General features: G+C 65.4%; 7 protein-coding genes. 3 read left to right on the forward strand and 4 right to left on the reverse strand.

The genetic code is table 11. From position 1 onward, the window contains the following. The first annotated feature begins 72 nt into the window (after positions 1 to 72). Positions 73 to 1,188: a Gfo/Idh/MocA family protein gene (locus AC59GX_RS16450; protein WP_497302084.1), complete on the forward strand. Its 1,116-nt coding sequence runs from the start codon at positions 73 to 75 to the stop codon at positions 1,186 to 1,188. Positions 1,189 to 1,285: 97 nt separating this feature from the next. Then, on the forward strand, positions 1,286 to 2,041 hold the full coding sequence (locus AC59GX_RS16455) for a DUF72 domain-containing protein (protein ID WP_426282291.1): 756 nt from the start codon (positions 1,286 to 1,288) through the stop codon (positions 2,039 to 2,041). On the opposite strand, the gene AC59GX_RS16460 is transcribed toward AC59GX_RS16455, so the two are convergent. The 3 genes from AC59GX_RS16460 to AC59GX_RS16470 all read right to left on the reverse strand — a co-directional run bounded on the left by AC59GX_RS16460 (position 2,038) and on the right by AC59GX_RS16470 (position 6,319). Beyond that, positions 2,038 to 2,295: a hypothetical protein gene (locus AC59GX_RS16460; RefSeq protein WP_426282290.1), complete on the reverse strand. Its 258-nt coding sequence runs from the start codon at positions 2,293 to 2,295 to the stop codon at positions 2,038 to 2,040. The two genes, AC59GX_RS16455 and AC59GX_RS16460, sit on opposite strands and share 4 nt — an antisense overlap. A 92-nt stretch (positions 2,296 to 2,387) precedes the next feature. After that, positions 2,388 to 5,198 carry a DUF3857 domain-containing protein gene (locus AC59GX_RS16465; protein ID WP_497302085.1) on the reverse strand — a complete coding sequence of 937 codons (2,811 nt, stop codon included), beginning with the start codon at positions 5,196 to 5,198 and terminating at the stop codon, positions 2,388 to 2,390. 155 nt (positions 5,199 to 5,353) lie between these two features. After that, positions 5,354 to 6,319 carry a LysR family transcriptional regulator gene (locus AC59GX_RS16470; RefSeq protein ID WP_426282287.1) on the reverse strand — a complete coding sequence of 322 codons (966 nt, stop codon included), beginning with the start codon at positions 6,317 to 6,319 and terminating at the stop codon, positions 5,354 to 5,356. A 131-nt stretch (positions 6,320 to 6,450) separates the two neighbouring features. Here AC59GX_RS16470 and AC59GX_RS16475 point away from each other — a divergent pair, with 131 nt between their 5' ends. Next, positions 6,451 to 7,407, forward strand: coding sequence for an alpha/beta fold hydrolase (locus tag AC59GX_RS16475; protein ID WP_497302086.1), 957 nt, complete (start codon positions 6,451 to 6,453; stop codon positions 7,405 to 7,407). Between the two features lie 26 nt (positions 7,408 to 7,433). Here AC59GX_RS16475 and AC59GX_RS16480 read toward each other — a convergent pair whose 3' ends face one another. After that, a complete protein-coding gene (locus AC59GX_RS16480; protein ID WP_497302087.1) occupies positions 7,434 to 9,209 on the reverse strand; it encodes a sensor domain-containing phosphodiesterase in 1,776 nt (591 codons plus the stop codon). Positions 9,210 to 9,247: the final 38 nt, after the last annotated feature.

Here is a 9,247-nt window from a genome sequence, read left to right on the forward strand (position 1 = left end):
CACGCGAAGAATGCAACGATCATGGTCGTCCGTCGTTCGCCCTGCATCCCCAAACTACACCGAAGGACCGATATGTTCGGACACAAGAAGAAGGTGCGCTATGCCGTCGTCGGCGGTGGCCAGATTTCGCAGCAGGCGTTCATGCCGGGCATCGGTCGCACCGACAATTCGGAACTCGCGGCATTGGTCACGGGCGATCCGGTCAAGGCGGACAAGCTCGCCAAGCTCTACGGTATCAAGGCATGGACTTACGAGCAGTATGACGTGCTGCTCAAGTCGGGCGAGATCGACGCCGTCTATGTCGCGACGCCGAACTTCCTTCATCTGCAATACGCGGTTCCCGCGCTCGAAGCGGGCATTCACGTCCTGCTCGAAAAGCCGATGGCGTCCAGCGTCGCCGAAGCCGAACAGATCATCGGCGCGCAGAAGAAGGGCGGCGGCAAGCTGATGATCGCCTATCGCCTCCACAACGAACCGGGCACGGTCGAGATGATCACCCGCGCCCGCGACGGCGAGTTCGGCGAGTTGCGCAGCTTCGTTTCGGTGTTCGCGCAGAATGTCGCTGAGGCCAATTCGCGCGGTCACAACGGTTACTGGGGCGGTCCGGTGCCGGACATGGGGACGTACCCGCTCAACGCAGTCCGCAACCTGTTCGGGCAGGAGCCCATCGCCGTGCATGCGATCGGTACGAAGACCCCCGGGCGCGGCTTCAACTTTCATGACACCGTAGCCGTGACCCTGCGTTTCCCCGACGAACGCGTCGCACAGTTCAGCGTCAGCTACGCCACCGCATCGGCCGAGTTCTTCGAGCTCGTCGGCACGAAGGCGAGCATCCACGCGTCGCCCGCCTTCATGTTCGGGCCGAAGATCGGCATCACCTATGTCGAGAAGACCAGCGCCGGCAGCAAGACGCACAGCTTCGATCCGGTCGAACAGTTCGGCAACGAGACGCAGTATTTCTCGAACTGCATCCTCGAGGATCTCCAGCCCGAAGCCGACGGCGAGGAAGGCCTGTTCGACATGCGTGTCCTGGCCGCGATCGAGCGATCGCTCGACACCGGCGAGACCGTGACGCTCGAACCGGCTTCGCGAAGCCGCCATGTCGAACCGGACCAGGCGCTCAAGCTCAAGCCGGCGAAGGAACCCAGCGAGGACGAGATGATCAGCATCATCCCCCAATCGGCATGATCGACGCCGGCATCCGTTTCCTTCGCCGCGATGACCAGCGGGGCAGGGGACCGATGCCGGGCGATTGCCGTGGTGCTTCGGCGAAGGTCGTTTTCCGGTGACAGAGCCGCGCTGCGTGATCGGTACCGCCGGCTGGAGCATACCGGCCGCGGATCGGCCGAACTTCCCCGAAACCGGCACCGCGCTACAGCGTTACGCGGCCGTGATGCACGGTGTCGAAGTGAACTCGTCCTTCCACCGGCCACACCGGCAATCGACTTGGGCTCGATGGGCCGCCAGCGTTCCCGACGATTTCCGGCTCGTGGCAAAGATACCCAGGTCGATCAGCCACGATCTTCGCCTGCACGACGCCGCCGCGCCGCTTGATCGCTTTCTCGACGAGGTGTCCGGCCTGGGTGGCAAGCTTGCGCTCCTCCTCCTGCAACTACCGCCAAGCCTCGCCTTTGATCATGCGACGGTCACTCGCTTTCTTGCGGACGTCGGCGAACGAACCGATACCAAGATCGTGTGCGGACCGCGCCACGCCAGCTGGTTCGAGCCCGATGCCGACAGCCTGTTAGCGACCCAGAAAGTGGCGCGGGTCGCTGCCGATCCCGCGCGCATCCCGGCGGCGGCACGTCCGGGTGGCTGGCGCGGGCTCACGTATTACCGGCTGCACGGATCGCCGGACATGTACCGAACCGCGTACGGACTCGACCGCCTACGCGACTATGCGCGCCTGCTTGCCGAGGACCACGCAGCAGGGCGCCCGGCATGGTGCATGTTCGACAACACGGCCGCCTCTGCGGCGCTGGGAGATGCGCTTCAGTTGACCGAACTGGTCGACGCATCGTCGGACGGCAGGGCGGGCTAAAGCCCGATCTTCGCCAGCGCGGCGGACAATTCCGCATTCGACCCAGTGTCGTCCTTGGAAGAAAGCCGGTTCAGCACGGTCTGGACGCGCGTTTGCGCGACCTGAAGCGTCTTGTGCCGCACCTCACGCGTGGCGTTGGTCCGCCAGGATGCACTCTCCCCCAGCAATGCCGCCCATTTGGCCTCTTCCGCGGCCAAGATTGCCAGCGCCAGCCGCAACCCGTCTCGCCGGCCATGCGCATACTCGTTCGACATCAAGCGGTTTTCTCCCTGCGACACGACACCATTCACCGTCACCGCCAATCAATAGGCCGAGCGCCCGGTTAAGGGCTACCCGATACCAATGGTCAGTCCGCCTTGATGCTGTAGCGCGCATACCGCCTGTCGACGCTCGGTAGAAGCCGCCGTGCAATCGCGAATTCCTTCGTCGCTTCAGGTCCCCGGTCCGATTTCGCCAACACGATTCCGCGCATGAAATGGCTTTCCGCCTGATTGGGCGTCGACGCCAGCACTGCGTCGAGATCGGCCAGCGCCTGCTCGTACTTTCCGAGCCGATACCAGACCATTGCCCGGCTATCGAGCGGACCACTCGTGTCGGTGCTCAACTCGATCGCCCCGGTACAGTCTTTCAACGCGCTGTCGATCATGACCATGCGCGTTCCCTTGGCCCAGCATCGTGCGTTCATCAGCGATGGCGAACCCGGCTTGTCTGCGATCAGGCTGTCGAACAACAGGAGTGCTGCGGTGACGTCGCCATATTCTCCGAGCAGGCCGGCCTTGGCTTCGCGAAACGCGTTGCGCATGCTGCCGCCCAGCGCGATGCGCTGATCGAGCAGCGCCAGCGCGCCGGGCATATCGCCGCCTTCGGCCTTCAGGTCGCTGAGCTGGCCGATCGCCTGTTGCGACGAAGGATCCAGGGCACGCGCTGCTTCCGCGTCCTTGAGCGCCGCTGCCATGTCGCCCAGCTCGTGCGACTCCGTCGAGCGTTGGAGATAGAGATCGATCGTCGGGGTGATCGCGATCGCGTGCGTCAGGTCGGCGACGGCACCGCGACGATCCCCCACGCCGCTTCTGAGCGACGCACGGCTGGTATAGCCGCTGGCTTCGTCGGGATCGTCGGCGATCGACTTCGCAAAGATCGCCTCGATCGCCTTGAGTTGCGTGGCACCGGGCGGGTCGCTGGCGTTGATGTCCCAGCGACGCCGCGTGTCGGCCGAGGCGACGATACGTGGCGCGCGGGCCTTCGCGGTCGTCAGGGCATCGCGCTCCGCCGGAATGCGGGCAACCGCGATCTCGCCGCCGACCGTGTCGATCCGCTCGTCGAGCGTGAACATACCGTTCGCCAGGCTTGCGCTGCGAACGATGTCATACCCGGCGATGTTCGCCTTGAGATCGGGTTCTCCCTCCAGCGCGAAGGCGCGGCCACCGTCGGGAAGGCGCAACCGCAAGCGATAGCGCATGCCGTCGGGCTGGTTGACCAGAACGGGGACGGCTGCCCAGGTGGCCTTGCTGCGGTCGGGATCGAAATTGACCTGATCGATCAGCCTGTCGACCGCGCGCTTGCGGCGACGGTCGTCGGTCGTCCAGATCGTGCTCGTCGCGCCGCGTGCCTTCAACGTGACCGCACCGGTGATCGGATCGGACGTGATCGACGTATCGACGAACTGTCCCTCGCCTAGGAAGCCCTGCAGGAACTGCCCGACGGCCTGGCGCTGCTCCTTCTCGCCCAATTGAGTCTTGGCCATCGTCAGCATCGCCGCCGGTCGCCCGTGGACGATCGCCGTCGCCTCGAACGCGCTGGGCAGGTCGACGCTGGCGGTTTCGTCCGCCTCGACGATCAGGTCGATCACCGGACGCGCATTCGCGTGCGTAGCGATCCTGAGCAGCGCGGCACCGTCGGCGCGAATCGGCAGGACATAGCCGACGTCGGGCGTGTCGTGGATATCCGCAAGCCTCGAACCGGCGCCCGTCCCATCGAGCCACAGGGTCTGCCCGTCGATCGTCGCCTTCACGAAGACATGGTTGAAAGCCGCCGCGCTCGGCAGCCTCTCGGTCACGAAGTCCCCCGATCCGACGGCGGCGAGGACTGGCTCGGCATCGATCCCCATCGCCCGCAGCATCGACAGCAACAGCACGGTCTTCGCCTTGCAGTCGCCGTAGCGAACCTCCCACGTCCGGGCAGGTTTCTGCGGAACATAGTTCCCGCCGTCCATCCCGACGGCAAGATAGCGGATTTTGTCCTGGACGAGTTCCAGCGCGCGTTCGGCCCTGCCGATCGGCGTCGCATCCGCCTTCATGATCGCGTCGACCTCGGTCCGCAACGGGGAGCCGGGCGCGATGGCGTTGGCTTCCGCGCCATAAAGTGGTGCGAAGGTCTTCGAGACGTCCGCCCAGTCGGCGAATGTGGCGAATTCGATCATCGGCGGATGCCGGAACCGACTTGGCGCATCTTGCGGCATCTCGACCGGCTTTGGTGCGGGCAGGGCCAGGTCGAGCACGGTGTATTGCCCGTCGCGGATCGGCACGGCCTTGACGCCGTCGGCCTCCAGCTTCCAGCGCGGTGGCGTCGCGGTCGGCCACGATATGCGTGCGCGGGCAAAGGCAACCCGCGCGGGCAGGGCGATCATCGGAACGACGTTCTGCACGCGGCCACCCAACGCGGCGTCTTTCGATGTCGTCGACGCCCGCAGCCGCAGGATGTCGCCGACCTGAAGACCTTCGACCGCCAGCGTCGCCGTCAGGATACCCGTCAATTCGCGCTGTTCTAGCGCCTGTTCGCGTCGCAGGACCGTGAACTTCTGACCGTTCGCCAGCAAGTCGATACGCTGGCTCCCGCGCCAGATCGCCAGTTCGTGAACGATGATGTCGCCCTTGTCCGGCGCCCAGGGCAAGGCGAGCGACGTCGCCTGCGCCAGCATCTCCGGCGACGTGATGTGCGACGCGACATCTATGTAGGACCACAGCCGCCCGTCCTCGATGCGTTGTTGCGTATCGAAGATCACCAGCGCCGGCGTATCTCCGCCTGTCTTCGCCGCGTCAGGCAGCACGGCCGGAATGATCCAGCTGGGCGCGGGCTGATACAAGGGAAGGTCGCTGGCCTGCGCCGCAGACGTCGCCATGCACCCCAGCGACACCGCCGCAACCACTATACTTCGCACAATTCGGCCCCCCGATAGTCCCCGCGATAACGATATCGGCAAATTCGTCCGCAAGCCCAGAGAAATCGAAGATCGATGATCGACACGCGCAAATCGCCATCACTGTAAGTCGACTCTTGCCGCATCTCGGGAGACGGGATCGATCCGCCAGCTCTCTATTCCGCGGGCAAGTGATCGCTCTTGGGCGGCGTCGGTTCACCGATCGCGTCCAGCATCGCCGTGATCCGCCGAAACTCGTCCCGCAGTGCCGGCACGGCATGGTCGATGAACGCGCGAACGACACCCCGGCTTCCCCGGTCCGGATGAAACACGAGGTGCGCCGGCTGCGGTGGTGGCTCGAATGCTGTCAGGACAGTGACGAGGCGGCCTGTCGCTAGGTCTTCCGCCACCTGATATCCCCGGGTGCGCACCAGCCCGAGGCCGCGAACCGCCGCATCGATACCCGCGCCCGCATTGTTCAGGCTCAGGCGGGTCCGAACCCGGATCGAGCGGACGCGGGCGCTCTCGGCTTCCGATCCGAACGACCAGAGTTCGCCATCGCCTTCGACGTTCAAGCCGATGCAATCGAACCGGCCCAGATCCTGCGGCGTCGCCGGTATGCCGCACCGCGCGATATAGTCGGGCGAGGCGCAGACGAGCGTGCGAACGTCGCCAAGCTTGGTCGCAGTCATCGTCGAGTCGGGCAGCGGTGCGAGCCGAACCGCCATGTCCACGCCTTCGCCGATCAGATCGACGAGGCGGTTGACCAGCAACACGCGCGCACTGGTCGACGGCTCGCGGCGCAGGAACGTTTCGAGCACCGGCATCACCTTCAGCCGTCCGAAGAGTTCCGGGGCGGTCAGGACGAAACTGCCACGCATCGGACCTTCAGACGGGGAGGGCGCGATGTCGCCGAGCCGCAGCAGCACGTCGCGCCATACTGCCACGTGCCGTTCCCCCGCCGACGTCAGGTGCAGCCGACGCGTCGACCGGAGCAATAGCGCTTCGCCGGCAATGCCCTCCAGCAACGCGATGGCGCGCGTCACGCTGGCAGCAGACCGACCATGCCGACGCCCGGCGGCGGCTAGCGATCCCTCATCTACCGAGGCCACGAACAATTTCATCGCATCTAGCCGGTCCATCGTTGCGGATCCTGCAACTGACCCTACCGGCATGCAAGCATTATGATCCGTGTTGAAACGATTATCTGGAGTATTCAACGAAGGACAACGCCATGAGAACGAACCTGACTACGCCGACCCGCCGAGGTGTCATGTCTGCCTTGGCCACGGGTCCTGCAGTCCTGGCGGCGGCGCGCACGACCGTCGCGGACGCTGCGCGTGTCGCCACATCACCGAAGAATGCGGCAGCGGCATCCGTCCGGTATCGCAGGCAGAAAGTCGGCGACGTCGACCTGTTCTACCGAGAGGCAGGGCCGGTCGACGCGCCGGTCATCCTGCTTCTCCACGGGTTCCCGACGGCGAGCCACATGTTCCGCGACCTGATCCCGCAACTGGCCGACCGGTTTCGGGTCATCGCGCCGGACCTGCCCGGGTTCGGCCAGACCAAGGCGCCGCCGCGCGGGACATTCGCCTATACGTTCGATGCCTTGGCGACCGTGGTCGGCGGTTTCGGCGAGGCACTCGGCCTGACGCGGTACGCGCTCTACATCTTCGATTATGGCGCGCCTGTCGGTCTGCGTCTCGCGATGCGCCATCCCGAACGCGTCTCAGCGATCGTTTCGCAGAACGGCAACGCGTACGTCGAGGGCTTCAGCGACCAATGGGGACCGTGGGAGGCGTATTGGCGCGATCCGAGCGCAAGCAACCGCGAAGCCTGCCGGTCTTCTCTCGAGCCCGACACGATCCGGAACTGGCAATACGGCACCGGTGCCGATCCGCTCCGACTATCACCCGACGGCTACGAGCTCGACATCGCCTATATGGCGCGACCGGGTGCGGACGAGATCCAGCTCGACCTGATCCTCGACTACCGGACCAACGTCGCACTCTATCCCGCCTTCCAGGCGTATCTGCGCAAACATCGTCCGGCCTTGCTGGCAGTCTGGGGCCGGCATGACCCGGCGTTCCTGCCAGCCGGCGCCACGGCGTATCGCCGCGACGTCCCGGACGCGGAGGTCCACCTTCTCGACACCGGCCACTTCGCGCTGGAAACGCACCATGCCGAGATCGCGGCGTTGATGCGCGACTTCCTCGCACGGAGGACCTGAGACGATCCCGACGCGTGGCTGCAAAGTCAGCCGCGTTCGGGCTCGGTCGCCGTTTCGCGCGCCGCAAGCCAGGTGGCGAACGGCGTCGCTTCCATCGGGCGGGCGAACCAGAAGCCCTGCGCCTCCTCGCAACCGAGCTGCGTCAGGATAGCGGCTGCCTCTGCGGTCTCGATCCCCTCGGCCACCACGCGGTAGCCGAGCTTGTGGGCCAGCCCGATCATCGTCTCGACGAGGACGAAATCGGGTCCGGCGGCTTCGGTGAGGTTGCGCATGAACGCCTGGTCGATCTTGACGATCCGGGCGGGCAGGCGCTGAAGATAGGCGAGGCTGCTGTGTCCCGTCCCGAAATCGTCGATCGCAAGGCAAATGCCCGCTTTCGCCAGTTCGCGCAGCATCGCCAGCGCTTGGTCGGGCTGATCCATGATGGCGCTTTCGGTCAGCTCGATCTCCAGCCGCTCGGGCCGCAGATCGCGCTTGAACAAGGCAAGTTGGATCCGGTCGATCAGATCCGCCTCGCCGAGATTGGCGGCGGAGATGTTGACCGACAGGACCGGCGCGATCCCAGCACAATTCCAGGCCGCCATCTGATCCATCGCCGCATCGATCACCCACTGCGTCGTCGCGCGCGCCAGCGAGGTCTCTTCGATGATCGGGATGAACTCGGCGGGCGATACCTCGCCCAGTCGAGGATGCCGCCAGCGCAGCAACGCTTCCGCGCCCAGGCACCGTCCCGTGGCGAGCTCGATCCGTGGCTGGTACACCAGTCGCAACTGGTCGCCGGCTTCGAGTGCGGCGCCGAAATCCTGCAACAGGCCGTATTGCCGGCGGTGGGCGATGTCGTTGGCGGGCGAATGCAGCGCGATCGCGCCATCGGCGTTGCGTGCGTCCTGTGCAGCGCTGGCCGCCCCCCTCAGCACGTCGTCGGCCGAAACGCTGCCGATCACGAACGACCGGACGCCGATCGCGACGTTCGTGACGAAGCGTACCGACGACGTGGCATGCATCGTCTCGAAGCTCGACCGGAGCAGCGAAACATAGGCCAGTTCCTCGACACCCGGCGGCGATATGAACGCGAACTGCGCACTGCCAACCTGATACGCAACCCGACCGGGTCCCAGCGCCACGCGCAGCGCCTGCGACGCCTCCCGAATGAAATCGTCGACGCGGGCAACACCCAACGCGCGCACGATCCGGCTGATCTGATCTTCGCGCGCCATGTCGACCACCACCGCGAACCGGTGCTCGCCCGGATGGTCCCGCTCCAGATCCATCAGGTCGTCGCGGAACTGGTTCCGGGTCGGCATGCCGGTGACCGGATCGATCCGTCCGAAGGCGTGCTGCAGCTCGATCTGCGCCATCACCATCGCCGCCAGATCGACCAGCGCGGCAAGCTCGGCCTCGGTCGCCTTGCGCGGTTCGGTCCCCAATACGCAGAGTGAGCCGAGGCCATAGCCATCGCTGGTGACCAAAGGTGCGCCCGCATAGAAGCGCGTTCCGGCACGGCCAAGCACGCTGTCGGCGTAACACGCGTCGGCTTGGAAATCCTCGATGACGAGCGGCTGGGTCGACTCGGCGACCTGCGCGCATGGGGCCTTGTCGCGCGGGATGCTGCGATGCTCGACGCCGACGCGCGACTTGAACCATTGCCGGTCGCGATCCGTCAACGACACCGCAGCCACTGGCAATCCGAAGATCTGGCTGGCCTTCCGGGTTATCCGATCGAATCCCTCGCTGGCTGGGGTATCGAGCAACTTCAGCTGGTACAGGGCGTCCAGCCGAGCCTCTTCGTGATGGTCGCGCACACGATTCCTTTCACGTTCCCCTCTATAATCAAAACCTT

This window comes from Sphingomonas sp. 320_CC (assembly GCF_059691795.1).